This window comes from Wenyingzhuangia gracilariae (assembly GCF_056387575.1).
This window is the reverse complement of sequence record NZ_CM150748.1, coordinates 3,057,107-3,079,845: the sequence shown is the minus strand read 5'-3', so window position 1 is coordinate 3,079,845 and position 22,739 is coordinate 3,057,107. Positions and strand designations below refer to the sequence as shown.

The following is a 22,739-nucleotide window of genomic DNA, read 5'->3' as shown; positions in this document are numbered from 1 at the left end:
AACTAATGAAACACACTAAAAACGTGACAATAAAGGAACAAGCCCAGAGTGCAGCTGGTGTAAAAGCCGTTTATATTTCTTTACAACAAATTTTTAGCAGAATGTCTGTTAAAAATTCTTTAAAAGTATTAAGTAAACTAAATCAAAAAGAGGGAATAGATTGCCCAGGTTGTGCATGGCCAGACCCTAGTCATAGATCTAAATTAGGTGAATTTTGTGAAAATGGTGTAAAAGCAATTGCCGAGGAAGCTATGGAAAAAATTGCAGATCCTGCATTTTTTGCAAAATACAGTGTACAAGAATTACAAGCAAAGAGCGATTACTGGCTAGGACAACAAGGACGTTTAACACATCCTATGATTCTTAGAGAAAACGACACACACTACACTCCAATTTCTTGGAAAGATGCCAATACAATTATTGGGCAAGAACTAAATCAGTTAAATAATCCAAACGAAGCTGCATTTTATACCTCGGGTAGAACCAGTAATGAGGCTGCTTTTTTATATCAGTTGTTTATTAGAATGTATGGAACCAACAATTTACCCGATTGCTCTAATATGTGTCACGAATCTAGTGGAGTTGCCTTGTCTAAAACTGTAGGAATTGGAAAAGGTTCTGTTACGTTAGACGATTTATACAAGGCAGAGGTCATTTTAATTTTTGGTCAAAATCCTGCCACCAATCATCCTAGAATGTTGGCTTGTTTAGAAAAAGCTAAAAAAAATGGTGCCAAAGTGGTAGCCATTAATCCTTTAAAAGAAGCAGGATTGATGAACTTTAAAAATCCTCAAAATCCTAAAGGAATTATAGGAGGCGGTGTAGACATTGCTGATTATTATTTGCAAATAAAAATTAATGAAGATGTGGCTTTATTAAAAGCCATTATGCTTAAACTTTTTAAACTAGCAGAAAAAAATCCAGAAATTTTAGATCAAGAATTTATTAACAACAAAACCGCTGGATTTGATGAGTTTAAAAAAGAACTTTTAACACATAACTTAGAAAATCTTATAAAAAAAACGGGCTTAACAGAGAACGAAATCAATCACGTTACCACCTTAATTGCTAACAAACAAAAAATTATTGCTTGTTGGGGAATGGGATTAACTCAGCATGTGAATGGGGTAGATAATATACAAGAAGTAGTAAATCTACTGTTAATGAAAGGAAGCATCGGAAAAGAAGGTGCCGGTACCTGTCCTGTACGCGGACACAGTAATGTTCAAGGAGACAGAACTATGGGAATTGCCGAAAAACCAAGTAAAGAATTACTTGATAAAATCAGCGAAAATTTTGGATTTACCCCTCCTAAAGAACACGGATATTCTGTAGTAGAAGCTATTACAGCCATGTATCACAAGCATGTAAAAGTGTTTATTGGAATGGGAGGTAATTTTTTATCGGCAGCCCCAGACACTACATACACTAGTCAGGCATTACGCAATTGTAACCTTACAGCACACATATCTACCAAATTAAATCGATCACATTTAACCCCAGGTAAAACAGCGTTAATTTTGCCTTCTATGGGTAGAACTGATAAATTTATTAAAAACGGAAAAGCACAATTTGTTACCGTAGAAAATTCCATGGGAGTGGTTCACAGTAGTAAAGGAGCACTTATTCCTCCTTCTAAAGAAGTAGAAAGTGAACCAATTATTGTAGCCAATATTGCCAAAGCTACTTTAAAAAATAGCACTGTAGATTGGGATTTTTTAACCGATGATTTTAATAATATTAGAGATTTAATTGACAAAACAATTGATGGCTTTGAAAATTTTAACGAAAGAGTAAAACAACCCATTGGTTTTGAATTACCTAACGGAGCAAGAACGGGTAATTTTACAACACAGAACAAAAAAGCAAATTTTACCGTAAACAAACTAGGGAACATACAACCAGAAGCTGATGAATATATTATGATGACTACTAGAAGTCACGATCAGTTTAATACAACTATTTATGGACTAGACGATAGATACAGAGGGATTTACAATGGAAGAATGGTTGTTTTTATGAATAAAGAAGACATGAAAAACAATCACCTGAAAAAAGGAGACAAAGTTACATTGTACAATAACTACAACAATATTAAAAGACAGGTTGAAGGTTTTTCTGTAGTACCCTATAATATTCCTAAAGGATGTGTAGCGACCTATTATCCAGAGTCTAACCCGTTAGTACCCATAGATTTGATAGCACATTCTAGTCACACTCCTTCATCAAAATCAATTAAAGTAAAAATAAAGGCATAACTACGGAAACACACAGCAATACAAAACACTGATTTACAATTATTAAACTTAATTTTACAGTATTAAGTTAATCATTTTTGAAGTTTTAGTTTGACCCCACGAAAAATCCTTGCAATCTTGTGAGGATTTTTCAATTTCAAATACAACAAAAACATATAGTGTCTCCCCCTATATCTTCAAAAAAAAATGACAAAACAACTCTTTAATATTTTCTGAATTATACCTCTAAAAAAACGACAAGTACTTTTTGTTATAGGAAGAATTAAATTTGTTCACCATTAAACGAACTATTTAACACGATTAAACTATATTTTTAATACTACTTAACCCTAAGAAAAGATTCGTTTTTATACGAAAACACCACTAAACCAACCCATATATTAAAAACTTCACAACAAAACAAACAAAACTCTAACACAAAAACAACTTTCATCCACATGTAAAATTATCTACTATTTTGTTTCGCTTTTATCATATTAAATACATGTATGTCATTTATCGATTTTTAACATATGTTATAACTATAATATTTTATCTTTGAAAAAATTTTTTTTTAGATAAAAATTTAAGTATTTGTAAAGTTGCTAACTTTTTTAAATAGAAAACCAAATAATATACTTTACGTATATATTTCATTTTAAAATATTTAGACCAACAAATTTTTAATGACATGAAACAAAACTACTACATATTATTACTTACAGTTATTGCATTCTGCATGTTTCAAAACGGATATTCGCAAATAACTGATGCATCACCCTATCCACAGCCTACTAAAGTTGGGGTGTACAATACATTATACATTCAAAATCTAAAGGTTAATAATACGGATTTAAATCAACCAGATGTAACTCAAGATAGTGATGTAACCTATAAATATTTTAATAATGCTTCCGCTTCAATAACAAAAAATAGCAGCGTATCAGTAGAGGTAAAATACGTAACAGACCATTATAATAATCCTGGATTAGTTGCTTGGATAGATTTTAATGGAGATAATGATTTTGATGATGCTAATGAAACTCTTTATACAAAACAAGACAATACATCTGGTGCAACTGAAATAATAGAAACTTTTACGTTTAATGTTCCTTCAAATGCAATTACAGGAACCACAAGAATGCGTATTGCTGTAGATATTACTGGAGCTATTCCTGATGATGAAGATTTTGACTACAATGCTGGTAGTATTTACGATTACAACATTGCTATTTCTAGTCCCAATACAGCTCCTGTTGCAATTTGTCAAAACCTAAATGTAGCCCTAGATGTTTCTGGAAGTGTAACAATTTTAGCCAACCAAATAAACAATGGATCTACAGACACCGAAGATGATGCTAACAACATAGCTTTAACATACAGTTTAGACAAAACTTCTTTCACTTGTGATGATCTTGGAGACAATACTGTTACACTTACTGTAACAGATAGCAATGGAAGTACAGATACATGTACAGCAATTGTAAATGTTAGTCCATATTCAGGTAGTTTTACAGCTCCTACGTTAGAAACAGTAAATACTTACTGCAGTTATACCGCTACTGCTCCTGTAGTAAACTACCAATGTGGAACTATTATTACAGGAACTACTTCGGATCCTACAACATTTAACTCTAATGGTAGCTATACAATTACTTGGTCTTTTGACAACGGAGGAACTATTGAAACCTCTACACAAACCATAAATATAACGACTCCTTCTGTTCCTTCTTCTGTTTCTATATCTAATATAGCAGAAACTACAGCTACTATAAATTGGTCGTCTTCTGATGCTGGACCATTTAAAATAAGATATCGAGTAAAAGGAACAAGTAAGTGGAAAGAAAAATTAAACATATCTGGAAACAGTACTACCCTAACGGGCTTAGACAACAACTCTGAATATGATGTGCAAGTAGCTATTAATGCCGATTGTGCTACTTACACAGCCACCAGTAACTTTACAACCGTAGAAGTTTTGTATTGTTTAAACGGGAGCTCTACAGGAAATCAGGAAACTTTTTACATTAAAGAGACAAACCTAGGAGATATTAGTAACACAACCACTCTAAGTGGAAATATCTATCAGTATTTTGATCAACACTCTACCACGCTAGCAGCAGGTCAAACCTTAACAGGAAATGTTGATTATGAAACACCTAATTGGGCAACAACAACACTATCTATTTGGATTGATTACAATATTGATGGAGACTTTGAAGATGCTAATGAAAAAGTGTTTTCTAACTCACAATCAGGGGGAACTGTAATTGCAGAAAATGTATCTATTACTATTCCCAACACAGCATCTTCTGGTAAAACAAGAATGCGTATAATCTTATACAGAGATAACAACCCTGATGATCCTTGTTATACAGGATATGAAACTAGAGATATTGAAGATTATAATATTTTTATTAACCCTGTATTAACTCCACCTACGGCTATCTGTCAAGATCTAAATATTTCTTTAGATGTTAGCGGTACAGCTACTATAACAGCTAGCCAATTAAACAATGGGTCTACAGATACTTATGATTCTCCTAATGATTTAATTCTTAGTATTGATAAATCTACTTTTACTTGTGATGATTTAGGAGACAATTCTGTTATTCTTACAGTAACAGATTCTGATGGTTTATCTTCTAGTTGTACTGCTAACGTACATGTTTCTAATTATTCAGGAAGTTTTACAGCTCCTAATTTAGAAACTATCAATGCTTATTGTAGCTACACTGCTGAACAACCTATATTAAACTATCAATGTGGAACCACAATTACAGGTACTACTACAGACCCAACTACATTTAACTCGAACGGTAGTTATACAATTACTTGGTCTTTTGACAATGGTGAAACTATAGAAACCTCTAATCAAACAATTAATATTAGTACACCTGCTACACCTACTTCTTTAACAGCAACAAACGTCACGGAAACAGAAGCTACAATTAGCTGGTCTTCTCCTGAAACAGGTCCTTTCAAATTAAGATATAAACAAACGAGTGCTAGTACATGGACAGAAATTAACAATATAATTACAACCAATACAACACTTACAAGTTTGCTTGACGACACCGAATACGAGGTACAAGTATCTATTGATGCTAATTGTGCATCTTACACCTCAAGCACTACGTTTACTACAGAAAACTTATTGTATTGTGGTTTTACTCAGACACAATCTGAAAATTTCTATATAAACAATACTTCTTTTGGTAGCATAGATAACACAACATCATTCACCAATTTAATTTATCATTATTATGAAGGTGTATCTACAACCGTTTCTGCAGCTAGTACTTTAACTGGTACCATTACTTACACAAAACAAAATTGGGCACCAACTTATTTAGTAATCTGGATTGATTACAATATTGATGGTGATTTTGATGAAACAAATGAAAAAGTATTTGTAGCCTCTGTTAATGCTAGCACATCTGTTGTAGAAAATGTTTCTATCAACATACCTAGCACTGCTAGCATTGGTAAAACCAGAATGAGAATTGGATTGTATAGAGACGGAGAACCTTCAAGCTCTTGTAGTTATGATTACAAAAATTTAGACATCGAAGATTACGACCTCTATATTGGAGCTAGAGATGTAACAGCTTTTCAATCTGCTATGATTACACAAGTTTATCATAATTCTACCACAGAAAGATGGATTGAAGTTACCAATAATAGTAATAATACTATAGATGCTAATACAATTATATTAGCTCTTTACAAAAACACAAGTGGAAATCAAAATGGAATCATCCCATCTGCTACCTACACTATAAACACAACATTAACAGCAGGTCAATCGGCTATTATTAAAAGTAGTTCTTCCGTATTAGGTAATATTAACGAAACTCCTATAACCAATAATGATATAACTGATTTTGATGGAGGAAATGATATACTTATTGTTACAAGTGAAACAGGAGCTATTGCCTGGGAAAACAAGTTTGATGTGATTTCCGGTATGTTAAACAACACTTCTTATGTTAGAAATGACAATATTTCAAGCTATAACTCAACATACACTGCTAGTGAATGGACTAAATTTGTAGATGATGCTCTAGATCCTTATGAAGTTCTTAATAATGGAGGTCCTAAAAGACATCCTAACGCACCTGTAAGATCAGAAATAAACAATGCAAACAGCACTAGCAACATAAGACTTGGAGTACATAATTTTGGAACTACCAACAGAACTGGTAACACATGGACTAAAGGTTTTCCTGACAAATCTAGAGTTGTAACAATTAGTGAAAACTACGAACACACAGGCTCAAGTTTTACCGCAAAAAAACTAACTATTGCAAGTAATAACAAACTAACTATAGACAACAACGCTTTAATTGTTACCGATAATATAACAATAAATTCAGGAGCTGAAATTAGACTTAAAGGAAACGCTCAACTAATACAAACACACACCAATGCTAAAAAAATAAGTGGTAATGGAAAATTATATATTGATCAAAACTCTACCATTCCAAGTGTGTATAGATATAATTATTTTTCGTCTCCTGTAACTAACTCAGGAGGTACTACCTATACCGTTGCTGGTGTTATGAAAGACGGGACTACCCCAACCTCAGCAAACTCTACTCCATTAGATATTAATTTTATTGATGGAGAAGATGGAAATAACACAACTCCAATTAGTATTGCTAAAGAATGGATTTACACCTATGCGAGTAACCAAGCTAATGTGTCTAATTATATACTAAAAGAATCTACAGGAACCATTAAACAAACCGATGGATATACCTTTAAAGGACCTGGTGTAGCGCAAAACTACACTTTTGTAGGAGTTCCTAATGATGGTAATTTAACCACTTCTATAGGAGGAGGAGAATCTTATTTATTAGGAAACCCATATCCTTCTGCTATTAGTGTTAAAAAATTTATTGAAGATAATGTTAATGCTATTGATGGAACTTTATATTTTTGGGAACACGTTGGAGAAGATAATGGTGGTGATAGAGGACATGAATATGCAGGCTATATTGGAGGATACGCTACAAGAACTATTGACATGGGAGTTTCTGCTGATAACTACTCAGAGAATGACACAGGTGCAGATACACCACATGTAGGAAATGGTACTTATAAAGAACCTAAATCTTACATTGCTGTTGGACAAGGATTTTTTGTATCAGGTGATGGTAACGGAGGTACAATTACTTTTAACAATAGTCAAAGAGAATATATTACAGAAGGAAATAACTCTGTGTTTTTTAAAGCTGTACCTCAAAAACATTTATCCAAAAACAACACTAGTATTCAAAATTTAGTTACTGAAAAACCAATCATTAAATTAGGTATGAACTTTCTAAATGAAGAAGGCGAAAACATTCACAGACAAATTGGAGTTTCTTTTGACAAGAGAACAACAATATACCACGATCGTGGCTATGATGCAGTTTCTTTTAATGATGGACCTACTGATATTAGTTGGAAATTTCCTCATGATGATCGTAAATATGTAATTACTGGGGTTCCTGCAATTACAAACAATCTAGAAGTTCCAATTCAAATAGAAATGGGATACACTGGAACTGTTACTATTGATATTGATGAATGGCAAAACGTAAACAGAGAAGTGTATTTATTGGACAAAGAAACCAACACAACACAATCTTTAACTAAAGGTAAAGCTACCTTAAACTTAACACCACAAGTTTATTCTGATCGATTTTATTTGACATTTAAAGAAAGTCAAAAGCTTAGTGTTGCAGAACAAGAAGCTAAAGCAATTTTAATAACTAGTAGTAATGAAACAATACAAATAACCAACAATAGCAACTTAACAATACAAGCTATTGATTTATTTAATCTTGTGGGACAAAAACTTGAAACATGGAATCATTTAGACAATCAAAATCAAATTAATTTAAGTCCTAGCAATATATCAAGTACCATATATATTCTTCAAATAAAAACTAACGCAGGAATTATAAATAGAAAAATACTATTTAAATAACATAAAAAAAGCTCCCTCTAAAGGGAGCTTTTTTTTAAAAGTTTATTTCTTTTAAATTTTCTACTTTATTTCTCTCTAAAAAAACATCAATCGTTTCAAAATGTTCAATAACCCTTTGTTCTTTAAACTCAAAGACTTTTTCGGACAATCCTTTTAAGAAATCTCTATCATGAGAAACTAAGATCAATGTACCATCAAAATTCTGTAAAGCTTCTTTAATTACATCTTTAGATCGTAAATCTAAGTGGTTGGTAGGCTCATCTAATATTAAAACATTTACAGGTTCTAACAATAGTTTTACCATAGCCAAACGTGTTTTTTCTCCTCCAGACAAGACTCCTACTTTTTTCTCAATATCATCTCCTTTAAACATAAAAGCCCCTAATATATTTTTTATTTGAGTTCTAATATCTCCAACAGCAACATTGTCTACGGTTTCAAAAATAGTCATGTCATTATCTAACAACGATGCTTCGTTTTGAGCAAAATATCCAACTTTGGCATTATGTCCTAATCCACAAGACCCCTCAAAATCTATTTGCCCCATAATGGCTTTTATCATGGTAGATTTTCCTTGTCCATTTTGCCCTACAAAGCTTACTTTTTCTCCACGTTTAATAGCCATGTTAGCATTTTTAAACACAGTATGATTACCATAAGACTTACTCATGTTTTCTACTTTTACAGGGTAATCTCCTGATCTTGGTGAAGGTGGAAAACGCAATCTTAAAGATGAAGTATCTACTTCATCAACCTCTATAATTTCCATTTTTTCGAGCATTCTTTTTCTTGATGCAACGGATGATGCTTTAGAGTAAGTACCTTTAAACCTTTCTATATATAGTTTGTTTTCGGCAATCATTTTTTGTTGCTCATCATAAGCTTTTTGCTGATTGGCTCTACGTTCTTTTCTTAATTCTAAATAATGAGAATAGTTTGCTTTATAATCATACACTTTTCCCATAGAAACTTCTAAAGTTCTATTGGTTATGTTATCTACAAAGGCCTTATCGTGAGAAATTACGATAACTGCCTTGGCTTTATTTAACAAAAAGTTTTCTAACCATATAACCGATTCAATATCTACGTGGTTAGTAGGCTCATCTAACAAAATTAAATCTGGCTTTTTTAATAAAATTTTAGCCAATTCAATACGCATTCTCCACCCTCCACTAAATTCAGATGTAGGTCTATTAAAATCTTCTTGTTTAAAACCTAAACCTTTTAAAGCCACTTCTACCTCTGCTTCGTAATTCACATCTTCCAACGCATAAAACTTTTCTCCTAAATCTGAAACACGCTCTATAATTTTCATGTATTCATCAGACTCATAATCTGTTCTTGTTTCTAGTTGCTTATTTAAATCTTCCATTTCAGCTTTCATAGAAAATACTTCATCAAAAGCCTTAGAAGCTTCTTGTACTACGGTACAATTATCATCCATTAACAAATGCTGTGGCAGATAAGCAATAACAGTATCTTTAGGACAACGTACACCTCCTCTAGTAGGAGTTTGTAAACCTGCTATAATTTTCATCATAGTAGATTTTCCTGCTCCATTTTTACCCATTAAGGCAATTTTATCATTTTCATTAATTACAAAAGACACATCGCTAAAAAGTGTATGTCCACTAAACTCTACTGCTAAATTATCTACAGAAATCATAAAATATTATTTAAGCTCCAAAAATACAAAAAAGGTTCCCTAGACAACCGTCTTGAGAACCTCTATTTTATACGTAAAAAAAATTAAAAACTTGCCATTCCTGACTAATGAAATGGCAAGTGATAACTAGAAACTATTAAAACTATCTCACACATATGAGAAAGGATAATACATGGTAAAAAAGAGGCTACGATTCGTTATACGTTTTTTTAGATAAAACTTTTAACACGCTAATTCTAAATACTATTTCAACCTAATAAACTACTATCAAAATAATAGTAATCAACCTACAATTAGCAAAACAAATATCTTAAAAAAACCTCCCAATTCTTCTATAATAACTTTGTCTAATTAAAAAACACACACGTTTCGTAGCTCTTTTAAATATACGTAATAAAAACTACGTATACCTAAAACAAAACTACGTAATAAATATATTCAAACCAAAGCAATTCTACTTTTTTTTAAATATATTTTAAAGTTCTGATAAACCGTAATCACTTGACAAACAATAAAAAAGATGTTTTTTGTCAGTTCTTTAGTTTTATGCATAAAAAAACCTCAACGAACAAGGTTGAGGTTGACAAATAACTCTTATTAAATTATACTGTTTTGGGTTTTAAAACCAATTCTTTTTCATTATTTTCTTGTTCAGAAAACTTAATTGTTAAAGAAATTACAGCTGTTAATATGACCAAAACACCAATAATAAAGTATCCGTTAGCAACAGCTTGAGAAGAAGCTGCTGATTGAGCAGCTTTTACAACTTTTTCACTAGCTCCTAAAGTTTCTGCAATTGCCTGCTGCTCTGCAAAAGCTGATTTTGTTTTAAGCAAAATGGCGGCCAACAAAGCTCCTACATTTCCTCCTGCTCCTACTATTCCACTAATAGAACCTATGGCTTTTTTATTAATAAAAGGGACTACAGAAAACGTTGCTCCTTCTGCCATTTGAACAGACAAACTAAAACATATTAGAAAAACAAAGGCAACTACAAAATTATCTATTGTAGAAAAGGTAGCCAAGACCAATCCTTCTATTATCAATATAACAGTTAAAAACAAAACACGTCCTCTTAATCCTTTTAACCTTCCAAACAAATCTCCAAAAAAACCTCCTAAAGTTCTTGCAAAAATATTCATTAAAGCAAAAGACAATACTAAATTCCCTGCTGTTACACGTTCTAGTTGAAATGTGTTTTGTAAATAATCATCCATGGTTCCATACACGGTTAGTTCCATTCCAAAACAAGCTGCATATACTAAGAATAGAATCCAAACTCTATAATCTTTTACAGCTACAGAAAAACCAGCTTCATCTTTTTTAAGTTTTGGCATTTTTCCAGCAGCTTTTAAAGCTTTAAAATTTCCATTAGGCGTGTCTTGAGTACAGAAATAATAAACAATTCCCATTAAAAAACAAATAACACCTGCTACAATCATAGAATACCTCCATGCATCAGTTTCTGCAACACCAAAGCTAATTACGGCAGCAGCAATTAATGGCATTCCTAAACGGTTAGCACCACCACCTAAATTTCCCCATCCTGCAGAAGTTGCATTTGCAGTACCTACAATGTTGGGTGCAAACATAATAGATGTATGAAATTGAGTAATTACAAATGAAGCTCCTATAAACCCTATAAACAATCTACATATTAAAAATTGTAATGGGGTTTGTACCAAACCAATACAAATTACAGGAATGGCTCCTATAGCTAACAACCATGTATAACATAATCTAGGTCCGTATTTATCGCATAATTTACCTATTAATAAACGAGCAAATACAGTTCCTGTTACCGCTAATATTATTGAGTTCCACTTTTGATCTGGAGTTAAGCCTAAATCTTTTACTACTTGTGGCATAAATGGAACAATTCCAAACCACGAAAAGAAACACATAAAAAAAGCTATAGAGGTAATCCAAAATGTTTGGATGGGCTTACTTTTTAAATTGAACAATTCTAATTTTGTTGCTTTTTGTGAAGTTGACATATCTATTATTTTTTACATTTTAAAACAAATACGTATTTTACTACGTATTTATACGTGCAAAAGTACGTGTATTCAACAATATAAAAACATATTCCAAAGTTATTTTTCCAGAAAATTTAAAATAAAAAGTAGTAAATGTTTTTACACAGTTAAAAAACTGTTTTAAATCTATTTTTTAATTGTAGTTTGATAGTTTTGCTACTTACTGTTTATTTTATCAAAAAAACACACCTTATTAATCATTATTTTTTTTGTATTAAATCATGAGCATTTTTAAAAACATACTATCAAAACGCAGAACTTTAAAATTACTTAGCAATACTCCTTTAGAAATACAGGAATCTAGTACTTTGTTTAATGACATTAATGAAATGCTAGAACTGGCAGGAAAAGCTCCTTTTCACTATCCAGCCAACACACAAGCGGTAGAACAACACAACTTAAAGTCTATTGCTCCATGGAGGTTTTATGTTTTAGACACCAAAGCTTGTAGAAATTTAGCCAAACATTATCTAGATAATAATATTGATGGAGGTAAAATTATACAAATGCTAAATTGTGCCACAGCTTTAATACAAGCTACTTGGATTCCAGAATCAACAGAGGATAAGAACATAGAATTTAATCAAAAAAATATTGAACACGTAGCTGCAACCAGTGCTGCAATTCAAAATTTATTATTAACGGCCACAGAAAAAGAATATGAAAACTATTGGTCTAGCGGAGGAACGTTACGAAACGATTATTTTAAAACACTTTTAAACATACCTATTAAAGAACAACTGCTAGGTAGTCTTTTTTTATTTAAAGAAACAAACTTGCCAAACACCAAACAAATAACAGGTGCTTGGAGAAATAAACAGGGTAAAAATAAAGACTATTCTACCTTTATTAATATATAGGAATCTTTGTATTTTTGCTTGACCTAAAAAATGAAAAAAAATGAAAAAAATAATTGCTTTATTAATATTTATAGGATCTGTTAATTTAAGCGCACAAGAAATAGGGATTCGTTTAGGAAGTTTTGGAGACAACAATGTAGCAATTGATGGAATTGTAAATTTTGAAGATCATACACGTTTGCACGGAGATATAACTTTTGGAGAAGGTATAGGAGCTAATTTGTTATACGATTTTACAGTAAGCAACACCAATTTAGCTAATTTAAATTTTCAATATTATTTTGGAACAGGTTTGTCTACCTTTGTAGGAGATCCATTTATATTAGGAGTTAATGGTGAAGCAGGTATAGAATATCTATTTAAGAAAACTCCTATAACTATAGGATTAGACTGGAGGCCTCAACTAAACATTATTACTAAAACATCTTTAGAAATTCTTCAGTTTGGTTTCAACATTCGTTACAAAATTAACGAATTATAACAAGTATACATTATGCAAAAAAAAATAAACATTCAAAATAAAAGAGCAAGGTTTGAGTATGAAATTCTAGACAAGTATGTGGCTGGAATTGTATTAACTGGAACTGAAATAAAATCCATTCGATTAAGCAAAGCTAGAATTACAGACAGTTTTTGTGAATTTAACGACAATGGAGAATTATTTGCTATTAATATGTTTATAGAAGAGTATTTATATGGAAATGCATACAACCACAAACCCAAAAGCTCTAGAAAATTATTACTAAACAAAAAAGAACTTAAAAAACTAAACAAAGAAGTACAAAACGTTGGTTTAACCATTATTCCTTTAAAAATGTTTTTAACAGAAAAAGGAATTGCCAAATTAGAAATTGGTTTGTGTAAAGGAAAAAAACTATACGACAAAAGGCAAACGATTAAAGATCGTGATAATAAGATTTCTTTAGATAGAATAAAGAAAAACTACTAATGTTGGCTTGGCTTCAATTAATTAGAATTCAAAACCTTTTACTTATCGCCATAAGTCAAACTCTTATTGTTACTTTTATATACTCATATTCTCAATTAAACACTATAAGTATACTTTACATAATAAGTACTTTTTGTTTGGCTGCAGCAGGTAATATTATCAATGATTATTTTGATGTTGTTACCGATAAAATAAACAAACCTCATAAACAAATAATTTATACCTCCATTTCTACCAAACAAACTTTTGGGGCTTATGTTTTTTTTAATGGATTAGGTATATTATTTGGCACACTTGCTTGTTATTATTTACAAAATATCAGTTTATTTTTTTACGGAATTACCTCTTTAATCTTTTTATACACCTATAGTAAAAAACTAAAAGGAACTCCGTTAATAGGTAATTTATTAATTGCTAGTTTTACAGCTCTTTCTATTCTGTTTTTTTTAGTGATTATTCCTTCTAATCACCATCAAAAGCAACTTATTATTGTACTAGCTTATTTTGCTTTTTTACTAAATTTTATCAGAGAAATTATCAAAGATATTGAAGACATTAAAGGAGACAAAAAGGCCAATTTAAAAACACTACCTATAGTTATAGGAATTAAACACACAATACAATTGTGTAAATCTCTTATTGGATTAACGCTTGCTAGTTTTTTAATTATCATGTACCTGTCCAATACTACCTACTTTAAATTATTTATTGTTCTATTTTTAATATCTCCACTAGCCTACTGTTACAAACAACTGAACTACAATACAAATCAGATTTCAAAAATTAGTAGAATTCTTAAATTAATTATAGGCTTTGGAATTTTAACAGTACTTTTTAACTAAACAAAACAATATGCTTACAGAATTACTAAAAAAATATAAAATTATTCTAGGTTCTAAATCTCCTAGAAGACAACAATTTTTAAAAGAATTAAACATTCCCTTTGAAACCAAAACAATTGATAGTCAAGAAATTTACCCTCATCATTTTAAAGCAGAACAAATTACAGAGTTTTTAGCAGAGTTTAAATCTAACGCTATACAACTAAATAAAAACGAATTGTTAATTACAGCCGATACTATTGTTTGGTCTAATAACAAAGCCTTAGAAAAACCAAAAGATAAAGAACAAGCTATTCAAATGTTAGAAGAATTGTCTGGTAACAATCATCAAGTAATTACTTCTATTTGTTTAGCTACCACTCAAAAAACAAAAATTATTACAGATAAAACAGAAGTCTATTTTAACAAACTTTCTAAAGAGGAAATAAATTTTTACATTGATAACTACAAACCTTTTGACAAAGCCGGAAGTTATGGTATACAAGAATGGGTTGGATTGATTGGAGTGACTAAAATAGAAGGAAGTTATGCAAACGTAGTAGGCCTACCTGTACAGAAGTTGTACACAGAACTTAAAAACTTCTAATTTTATATACTTTCAACCATATAAAATTATTACTTTTGCCCACAATTAATGTTAGAACTGTAAAATGAAAAAATACACTTACACAGAGAAAAAAGATACCCGTTCAGGTTTTGGTGCTGGATTAGCGCATTTAGGAAGAACAAATCCTAATGTTGTTGCCCTATGTGCTGATTTAATTGGTTCATTAAAAATGAATGAATTTATTAAAGAAAACCCTGAAAGATTTTTCCAAATTGGTATTGCAGAAGCTAACATGATGGGAATTGCAGCTGGTTTAACTATTGGTGGTAAAATTCCTTTTACAGGAACTTTTGCAGGATTTTCTACAGGTCGTGTATACGATCAAATTAGACAATCTATTGCTTACTCTGATAAAAACGTAAAAATTTGTGCTTCTCATGCTGGATTAACTCTAGGAGAAGACGGTGCTACTCACCAAATTTTAGAAGACTTAGGTCTTATGAAAATGTTACCAGGTATGACTGTAATCAACACTTGTGATTACAACCAAACAGAAGCAGCAACTATTGCTATTGCAGAACACGAAGGTCCTGTTTACTTACGTTTTGGTAGACCTGTAGTGCCTATTTATATGCCTAAATTTACTGAAACAGAACACGAAAATAAATTTGTAATTGGTAAAGGAATTCAAATGACTGAAGGTACTGATGTTACAATTGTAGCTACAGGACATTTAGTTTGGGAGGCTTTACAAGCATCAGAACAATTAGATGAATTAGGAATTTCTGCCGAAGTAATTAACATACACACAATTAAACCTTTAGATGAAGAGTTAATTTTAAAATCTGTTGGTAAAACAGGATGTGTAGTTACTGCAGAAGAACATAACTTTTTAGGTGGTTTAGGAGAAAGTGTTGCTAGAACTCTTGCCTTAAACAGCCCTGCTCCACAAGAGTTTGTTGCCACAAACGATACTTTTGGAGAATCTGGAACACCTGCACAATTAATGGACAAATACGGATTAAACGCTGCTGCTATTGTAGCTGCCGCTCAAAAAGCAATTAAAAGAACCTAGTTCTTAAAAACATACCATTAAAAAAGGCTTCTGAAATTCAGAAGCCTTTTTATTTTTTTACAAACTCTCTTGATTATCCTAACCAAGAATTTAACATCCACAATGTTTTTTCTTGTTCACTAATAAAATCACTAACCATAGAATTGGTTCCTTCGTCATCAGCATCACCAGACATATTCAGAATTTCTCTTTCTAATTCTAACAACTGACTGTAACCATTAACCACCAACTGAACAGCCTCTACGTCTTTAGATATGTTTTTTCCAACACCTATTCTAGAAACCTCCAAATAATCTGTAAATGTATGTAATGGCACACCTCCAAGTGTTAAAATTCTCTCTGCAATCATATCAATTTTTAATTGAGAATCTCCATAATACTCTTCAAACTTAACATGCAATTCAAAAAAGTTTTTCCCTTTAATATTCCAATGCAAACCTCTTAAATTCTGATAATGAATTTGATAATTTGCTAATAATACATTTAATTTTTCTGCCACCTTAACAGAATATTCATTTTCAAGACCTACAACCATATTTTTCATTTTAATATTTTTTTAAATTCCTTATAAAAGTAACTACAATTTACGGAGCATTTAAATAACTATAATTGATAATTTTAATATATTTATAAATAGTATTGATACTAAAAAAACAATCATGACAATTACTCAATTAAAATATGTTTTAGCCGTTGCAGAACATAAAAACTTTACCACTGCATCCGAATATTGTTTTGTTACACAACCTACTCTTAGTATGCAAATACACAAATTAGAAGAACAACTAGAGGTGCAAATATTTAATAGAAATAAAAAACCTATAGAATTAACAGAAGTAGGAAAAAAAATTGTTGCTCAAGCTAAAATTATTGTGAATGAAAGTAGTCGTATTAACGATATTGTAGAACAAGAAAAAGGATACATTGGAGGAGAGTTTAAATTAGGTATTATTCCTACAATTATGCCTAGTTTATTGCCATTATTTTTAAAAAACTTTAATAAAAAATATCCTAAAGTAGAACTAATTGTTTACGAATTAACCACTGCTGATATCATTCAAAAATTATCAGACGGACATTTAGATGCTGCCATAGCCGCAACTCCTTTAAACAACAACACAATTATAGAATCTCCTATTTATTACGAACCCTTTATAGGTTTGGTACACAAAGAGCATCGTCTTTTTAAACAAAAAAATCTGCAACCCAATGATTTAGACATAGAAGATTTGTTACTGCTAGAAGATGGACATTGTTTTAAAGAAAGTGTTTTAAATATTTGTAGCACATTGGGGAATAAGAGTAAAAAGAAATTTGCATTACAAAGTGGTAGTTTTGATACTCTTATTAAATTGACAAAAGAAGGAATAGGAATGACATTGTTACCCTACTTGCACTCAATGGATTTAAAAAAAGAAGACCAAGAACTAATTAGAGAATTTGAAAAACCTCATCCTGCAAGAGAGGTTAGTATTATTTATCATAAATCGGGCTTAAAACTTCAGATTATTAATGCATTAAAAAATGAAATATCGGGAGTATTAAGAGGTGTAATCGCTTTTAGTAATGTAGACATTATAAGCCCTTTAAAGCTAGAGAAATAATTCTCTTGAAAAACTAAAATAAAATTACTACATTAATAGATACCAAAAAATTATATATGCAATCAGTTACTAGAATATTTGATTTTCCTATTCATCAATTAGAAAATCAACCCTTAGAAAAGGCTTTTAACACAAAATATAATGGTGTTTGGGTTTCTACATCTACGCAAGAATACGTTACAAAATACAATTTAGTTTCTAAAGCCTTATTAGAACTTGGTATTCAAAAAAACGATAAAATTGCGATCATTTCTACCACTAACCGAACGGAATGGAATATTGTAGACATGGGAATACTACAAACCGGAGCACAAAACGTTCCTATTTACCCTACCATTTCTGCCAAAGACTATGAATATATATTAAATCATTCCGAGGCTATTTATTGTTTTGTTTCAGACCAAGAAGTGTTGCAAAAAGTAAACGCTATAAAAAACAATACCCAGCTAAAAGAAATATATAGCTTTGATGATATAGACTCAGTTAAAAACTGGAAAGAATTGCTTAGTATTGGAAAAAAAGCAAACAATGATCAACTGCTAGAAAACATAAAAAACAGTATACAAACCTATGACTTAGCAACCATTATTTACACTTCTGGAACTACAGGAAAACCCAAAGGAGTTATGCTAAGTCATCAAAACTTAATATCTAACACCATAGATAGTTCTGCCAGACTACCCAAAGCAAACAAAGGAACAAAGGCCTTGAGCTTTTTACCTGTTTGTCATGTATTTGAACGTATGATTTTATACCTATACCAATACAATAGTATTCAAATATATTTTGCAGAGTCTATGGATACTATTAGTGATAATTTAAAGGAAATAAAACCTAATATAATGACTGGGGTTCCTAGATTGTTTGAAAAAGTTTACGATAAAATTTATGCAAAAGGACAAGAATTAACAGGAATAAAAAAAGGACTATTTTATTGGGCTGTAAATATTGGTCTACAATTAGAACCTTTTACCAACCAAGGCTGGTGCTACAGTTTAAAGTTAAAAATTGCGCAAAAGTTAATTTTCAGCAAATGGAAAGAAGCTTTAGGAGGAAATTTAGATTTTTTAGTCTCGGGAAGTGCTGCTTTACAGCCTAGAATAGCCAGAGTATTTGCTGCTGCAGAAATGCCTATTTTAGAAGGTTATGGTTTAACAGAAACCTCGCCAGTAATTGCTGTAAACCAAATTGTGAATAGAGAATTTAAAATAGGAACCGTAGGAAAACCTCTAAAAAATGTAGAAATTAAAATTGCCGATGATGGAGAGATTTTAGTAAAAGGACCAAATGTAATGTTAGGCTACTACAAAGATTCTGAAAAAACCAACGAAGTAATGAATGGAGATTATTTTTGTACAGGAGATATTGGCGAAATAGATGATGAAGGTTTCTTAAAAATTACAGATCGAAAAAAAGAAATTTTTAAAACATCAGGAGGTAAATACATTGTTCCTAATTTGCTAGAAAACGAATTAAAACAATCTAGATTTATAGACCAAATTATTGTAATTGGTGAAGGAGAAAAAATGCCAGCCGCTTTAATACAAATCAACTTTAAATACGTTAAAGATTGGTGTAAAATAAAAGGAATTCCAAACATTAATACTCATTTAGACATTATTAATTGCCCACAAGTAATTGATAGAATTCAGCAAGAAATTACGTTATGCAATACTAAATTTGGAAAATGGGAACAGATAAAAAAGTTTGAAATTACTCCAGATGAATGGACTATTGATGGTGGCCACTTAACCCCTACAATGAAAGTAAAACGAAAAATAGTTCTAGAAATTTACAAAGACTTATACGATAAAATTTACAGAAACAACTAAACTCTTTTGCCCAACTCAATAACCTCTAAATTGGTAATTTCACCTTTTATAATTTGGAACCTAAGCATTGTTCTAACCAAGTGAAATCCGTGTTTACCAACTGCACCCGGATTCATGTGTAACAAATTAAGCTTATGGTCGTATTGAACTTTTAAAATATGAGAATGCCCACTAATAAATAATTTTGGTGGGTTTCTTTTTATCTCCTCTCTTATTCTCACATTGTACTTACTAGGGTAACCTCCTATATGAGTCATCCAAACATCTAAACCATTAACCACAAATCTAAGATCCAAAGGAAACTCTGCTCTAGCCTGGGCTCCATCAATATTACCATAAACAGCCCTTAAAGGTTTTATTTCTTTAATTGTATCTGTAACCAAAATATCACCAATATCTCCCACATGCCAAACCTCATCAGCCTGTGCTATATACTTTAGAATTGCCTCATCTATATAACCGTGTGTATCCGAAAGAAGTACTATTTTCATCCTACAAAAATCGATATTTTTTTTGAATATAAACACATTCCCTTTTATAGATTCTATTGATTGTACCGTATGAATTCAATACCTTTACCCTTATAAAAAACAAACGTTTGAGATATTTTGCAGAACTTTCTTATTTAGGAAAAAACTACCACGGATGGCAAATTCAGCCCAATGCAATTAGCGTGCAAGAAGTGGTTCAAAAAACACTATCTACAATTTTACGAACCCCTACAGAGGTAGTTGCAGCAGGTAGAACCGATGCAGGAGTTCATGCTTCGCAAATGTTTATTCATTTTGATACTGATTTAGAGTTAAATTCCGAAACATACTGCTATAAAATCAACTCATTATTACCCAACGATATTGTATTTCATCAGCTATTTAAAGTACACAGTGCTGCTCATACCCGCTTTGATGCTACAAAAAGAAGTTATGAGTATAGAATTTTGTTAGGTAAAAGTCCTTTTACGACAGATGTTGAGTGGCAAATCAATAAAAAATTAAATATTGAAGCCATGAACAAATCGGCAAGTTATTTGCTAGACTATACTGATTTTAAATGTTTTTCTAGATCTAAAACCGATGTAAAAACATACAATTGTAATATTTACAAGGCAGAATGGGTTTTACATGCAAACCAACTTGTTTTTTATATTTCTGCAGATCGATTTTTAAGAAATATGGTAAGAGCAATTGTAGGTACTTTATTTAATGTAGGATTAGAAAAAATAAATCCAGATGAAATTAAAACAATTATAGAAAGTAAAAACCGTATAAATGCAGGAGCATCGGCCCCTGCTCATGGACTTTTTTTAACACAAATAACTTACCCAGACACAATAACCAATGGCATCAAATAAAAAAATATCTGTATTCGACATTAACGTTTTTAGTCGTATTATGGGCTATGCATCAGCCTACAAGTCTTTATTTATTTTTTCCGGTATATCATCTATTTTACTAGCTGCTGTAGGAGCAATTAGACCCTATTTAATTATAAATGCTATTGACAACTACGTGTATACCAAAACCGAAGAAGGTTTTTTAACCTTAGTCATTATTATTTTGGCTGCGCTAATTGTAGAGGTCTTGTTCCAGCTAATTTTTATTTTCTTAGCCAACTTATTGGGACAAAATGTTATTAAAGATATTAGAACCAAACTTTTTAAACACATTCTTTCCTTTAACATGGCTTATTTTAACAATTCGTCTGTAGGTAAAATGGTAACTAGAGTGGTTTCTGATGTAGAAAGTATTGCTCAGTTTTTTAGTCAAGGACTGTTTATGATTGTGAACGATATTTTAAAAATGCTTTTTGTTGCAGTAATGATGATTTACATTAACTGGAAATTAGCCTTTATTGCATTTATTGTTTTACCAATTTTAATTTATGCTACCAAAATATTTCAAAGAGCTATTAAAAATGCTTTTCAAGAGGTTAGAATTCAAGTAGCCAATCTTAACGGATTTGTGCAAGAGCGAGTTACAGGAATGAAAATTGTTCAATTGTTTAATAGAGAGAAAATTGAATACGATAAATTTCAAGAAATCAATAAAAAACACAGATCTGCACATATAAAAACCGTTTGGTATTTTTCTATTTTTTATCCTGTGGCCGAAGTACTATCATCTATAGCCATAGGTTTATTAGTTTGGTTTGGAGGTAAAGAATTGGCTATTGACGGAAATGTAACTCAAGGAGAAATTGTTGGGTTTATTATGATGACCGAAATGTTATTTAGACCCTTAAGACAAATTGCTGATAAATTTACAACACTACAAATGGGAATGGTTGCAGGAGATAGAGTGTTTGAAATAATGGACACACAAAGTCATATAAGCACCCAAGGAACATACCACCCAAAAGCTATTAAAGGTACTATTTCTTTTAAAGATGTTGTTTTTAGTTACATAAAAAATGAGCCCATTTTAAAAGGAGTTTCTTTTAATGTAAAACAAGGTGAAACCATTGCAATTGTAGGAGCTACAGGAGCAGGAAAATCTACCATTATTAATTTAATCAATCGTTTTTATGATATTGATAGTGGTTCTATTTTAGTAGATGGAACCTCTATTAAAGACTATGATCTTAATTTTTTAAGAAATGAAATTGCCATAGTTTTACAAGATGTTTTTTTATTTTCAGACAGCATACAAAACAACATTAGCTTACAAAAAAAAGAAATCACAATACAAGAAATTAAAGATGCAGCTACTCAAATTGGAATTGCAGACTTTATAGAAAGTTTGCCTGGTGGTTTTGAATACAATGTAAAAGAACGAGGGGTAATGCTTTCTTCTGGTCAAAGACAATTAATTGCCTTTTTAAGAGCCTATGTTTCTAATCCTAGCATTTTAATCTTAGATGAAGCTACTTCGTCTATAGACTCTCATTCCGAACAAATGATTCAGTATGCTATTGATAAAATCACTCAAAACAGAACAAGTATTGTTATTGCTCACAGATTAGCAACCATAAAAAATGCTGATAAAATTATTGTTTTAGAAAAAGGGAATATTGTAGAACAAGGTACACACCAAGAACTTATAAATATTAAAGACGGATTTTACAAAAACCTACACGACAAACAATTTTCCAATCAACAAATAGCTTAAC

General features: G+C 31.2%; 16 protein-coding genes. 12 read left to right on the top strand and 4 right to left on the bottom strand.

What is annotated here, in order from left to right; all coding sequences use genetic code 11:
- Positions 1 to 5 precede the first annotated feature (5 nt).
- Both ACY2IJ_RS13500 and ACY2IJ_RS13495 read left to right on the top strand, forming a co-directional pair.
- A complete protein-coding gene (locus tag ACY2IJ_RS13500) occupies positions 6 to 2,258 on the top strand; it encodes an FdhF/YdeP family oxidoreductase (protein ID WP_476724844.1) in 2,253 nt (750 codons plus the stop codon).
- A 670-nt stretch (positions 2,259 to 2,928) separates the two neighbouring features.
- Positions 2,929 to 8,217, top strand: coding sequence for a GEVED domain-containing protein (locus ACY2IJ_RS13495; protein WP_476724843.1), 5,289 nt, complete (start codon positions 2,929 to 2,931; stop codon positions 8,215 to 8,217).
- Between the two features lie 34 nt (positions 8,218 to 8,251).
- On the opposite strand, the gene ACY2IJ_RS13490 is transcribed toward ACY2IJ_RS13495, so the two are convergent.
- Positions 8,252 to 9,883, bottom strand: a complete 1,632-nt coding sequence (locus ACY2IJ_RS13490) for an ABC-F family ATP-binding cassette domain-containing protein (protein ID WP_476724842.1) — start codon at positions 9,881 to 9,883, stop codon at positions 8,252 to 8,254.
- Positions 9,884 to 10,485: 602 nt separating this feature from the next.
- A complete protein-coding gene (locus tag ACY2IJ_RS13485) occupies positions 10,486 to 11,880 on the bottom strand; it encodes an MFS transporter (RefSeq protein WP_476724841.1) in 1,395 nt (464 codons plus the stop codon).
- Between the two features lie 263 nt (positions 11,881 to 12,143).
- On the opposite strand from ACY2IJ_RS13485, the gene ACY2IJ_RS13480 reads away from it, so the two are divergent.
- The 6 genes from ACY2IJ_RS13480 to ACY2IJ_RS13455 all read left to right on the top strand — a co-directional run bounded on the left by ACY2IJ_RS13480 (position 12,144) and on the right by ACY2IJ_RS13455 (position 16,195).
- Positions 12,144 to 12,782 carry a nitroreductase family protein gene (locus tag ACY2IJ_RS13480; RefSeq protein WP_476724840.1) on the top strand — a complete coding sequence of 213 codons (639 nt, stop codon included), beginning with the start codon at positions 12,144 to 12,146 and terminating at the stop codon, positions 12,780 to 12,782.
- 40 nt (positions 12,783 to 12,822) lie between these two features.
- Complete coding sequence (locus ACY2IJ_RS13475; protein WP_476724839.1) at positions 12,823 to 13,263, top strand: hypothetical protein; 441 nt, start codon at positions 12,823 to 12,825, stop codon at positions 13,261 to 13,263.
- A gap of 12 nt (positions 13,264 to 13,275) precedes the next feature.
- A complete protein-coding gene (gene smpB / locus ACY2IJ_RS13470) occupies positions 13,276 to 13,731 on the top strand; it encodes an SsrA-binding protein SmpB (protein WP_476724838.1) in 456 nt (151 codons plus the stop codon).
- On the top strand, positions 13,731 to 14,573 hold the full coding sequence (locus tag ACY2IJ_RS13465) for a geranylgeranylglycerol-phosphate geranylgeranyltransferase (protein WP_476724837.1): 843 nt from the start codon (positions 13,731 to 13,733) through the stop codon (positions 14,571 to 14,573). The genes smpB and ACY2IJ_RS13465 overlap by 1 nt, the downstream gene beginning before the upstream one ends.
- A 10-nt stretch (positions 14,574 to 14,583) precedes the next feature.
- Positions 14,584 to 15,159 (top strand): Maf family nucleotide pyrophosphatase, encoded by a 576-nt coding sequence (locus ACY2IJ_RS13460; RefSeq protein WP_476724836.1) that lies wholly within the window; start codon positions 14,584 to 14,586, stop codon positions 15,157 to 15,159.
- Between the two features lie 64 nt (positions 15,160 to 15,223).
- On the top strand, positions 15,224 to 16,195 hold the full coding sequence (locus tag ACY2IJ_RS13455) for a transketolase family protein (RefSeq protein ID WP_476724835.1): 972 nt from the start codon (positions 15,224 to 15,226) through the stop codon (positions 16,193 to 16,195).
- 73 nt (positions 16,196 to 16,268) lie between these two features.
- Here ACY2IJ_RS13455 and ACY2IJ_RS13450 read toward each other — a convergent pair whose 3' ends face one another.
- Complete coding sequence (locus ACY2IJ_RS13450; RefSeq protein WP_476724834.1) at positions 16,269 to 16,739, bottom strand: Dps family protein; 471 nt, start codon at positions 16,737 to 16,739, stop codon at positions 16,269 to 16,271.
- Positions 16,740 to 16,854: 115 nt separating this feature from the next.
- Here ACY2IJ_RS13450 and ACY2IJ_RS13445 point away from each other — a divergent pair, with 115 nt between their 5' ends.
- Both ACY2IJ_RS13445 and ACY2IJ_RS13440 read left to right on the top strand, forming a co-directional pair.
- Entirely contained in the window at positions 16,855 to 17,799 is a 945-nt protein-coding gene (locus ACY2IJ_RS13445) for a LysR substrate-binding domain-containing protein (protein ID WP_476724833.1), read from the top strand.
- A gap of 56 nt (positions 17,800 to 17,855) precedes the next feature.
- Positions 17,856 to 19,631, top strand: a complete 1,776-nt coding sequence (locus ACY2IJ_RS13440; RefSeq protein WP_476724832.1) for an AMP-dependent synthetase/ligase — start codon at positions 17,856 to 17,858, stop codon at positions 19,629 to 19,631.
- Here ACY2IJ_RS13440 and ACY2IJ_RS13435 read toward each other — a convergent pair.
- Positions 19,628 to 20,122 carry a metallophosphoesterase family protein gene (locus tag ACY2IJ_RS13435; RefSeq protein WP_476724831.1) on the bottom strand — a complete coding sequence of 165 codons (495 nt, stop codon included), beginning with the start codon at positions 20,120 to 20,122 and terminating at the stop codon, positions 19,628 to 19,630. The genes ACY2IJ_RS13440 and ACY2IJ_RS13435 overlap by 4 nt on opposite strands.
- A 107-nt stretch (positions 20,123 to 20,229) precedes the next feature.
- Here ACY2IJ_RS13435 and truA point away from each other — a divergent pair, with 107 nt between their 5' ends.
- Both truA and ACY2IJ_RS13425 read left to right on the top strand, forming a co-directional pair.
- Complete coding sequence (gene truA / locus ACY2IJ_RS13430) at positions 20,230 to 20,982, top strand: tRNA pseudouridine(38-40) synthase TruA (RefSeq protein ID WP_476724830.1); 753 nt, start codon at positions 20,230 to 20,232, stop codon at positions 20,980 to 20,982.
- A complete protein-coding gene (locus tag ACY2IJ_RS13425; RefSeq protein WP_476724829.1) occupies positions 20,969 to 22,738 on the top strand; it encodes an ABC transporter ATP-binding protein in 1,770 nt (589 codons plus the stop codon). Before truA ends, ACY2IJ_RS13425 begins: the two co-directional genes overlap by 14 nt.
- The last annotated feature ends 1 nt before the right edge of the window (position 22,739 follow it).